This is a genomic window from Streptomyces sp. NPDC054840 (assembly GCF_053611065.1).
Window position 1 is genome coordinate 1 of the sequence record NZ_JBSGZP010001171.1, and the last position, 1,035, is coordinate 1,035.

Annotated in this window: 1 protein-coding gene; it reads left to right on the top strand. The window is 78.2% G+C overall.

The features are described 5' to 3' along the window. Positions 1-1,035: outer membrane protein assembly factor BamB family protein (locus ACWGIU_RS38435; RefSeq protein ID WP_453712797.1), on the top strand; the 1,035-nt coding region annotated here is incomplete at both ends.

Here is a 1,035-nt window from a genome sequence, read left to right on the forward strand (position 1 = left end):
CAAAACCCGTGGCGCCGCACCCACCCCGTCCGCCCCGTCGCGCGTCGCCCCGGGAAGGCCCCCGACCGCCAACCGGCCCGGGGCCTGCTCCTGGCAGGCCCCGGCCCTCTACTGCGCCGGACCGGGCCTCGCCGCGGCACGCCTCGACCCCGCGGACGGCTCCACCGTGTGGGCACGGGAGGCGACCGGGCCGGCGAAGGGAACGACGACCGTCAGCGCGCCGCAGTACGCGGGCGGGCAGGTCCTCGTCGTGGTGCCGGGCAGCGAAACGCTCCAGGTACTGGACCCGGGCACGGGAGCCGAGCGCTGGAGGCGCGAACTCCCGGGCGGCTCCCAGGCGGTGGCCGCGGGCGGGCAGGTCCTGCTGGTGGGGACGGGCGGCAGCGTCACGGCACTGGACCCGGCGAGCGGCGCAGCGCGCTGGACCGGGCGGATCGGCGGGGTCGGATCCGTCTGGTGGGGCGACGGCGGACCGGAAGACGCGGCGCCCGGGCTGTACGTGGCGACGCCGGAGAGCGGCGGCGGGTCCACGCGGATCGCCGCGGTGGACCCGGCGAAGGGGACCGTGCGCTGGGAACTGCGGACGGCGGGGCGGCTGCGGCCGGTCGGTACCGCGCAGGGCGGGCTGTACCTGCTGGACCTCGACGCGTCCTCCAGGACCGGCGCCGTGGTGCGTGCCGACCTGACGACGCGGACCGTGCACCGGGTACGGCTGGCGGCGCCGCTCCTCGACGCGGAGGCGACGGTCGACCAGGACGGGAACACGTACCTGTTCGGGACCTCCGGCGCGCTGGTGGCGGTCGGAGCGGCCAAGGAGCACTGGCGGTCGGAGACCGGCGTGACGGTGGCCTCCCGCCCCGTCCTCGCCGGCGGCCGGGTCTGTCTGATGGCTCCGGACGGACGGCTGCTGGCCGTCGACGCCGCGAGCGGCCGGCCCGCGGGGCAGACCAGGCCGCGGATGGCCGACGGCAAGGCCGCCACCTACGCCGCGACCCTGCCCGCACCGGTGGCCGCGGACGGGCGGCTGTTCGGGAG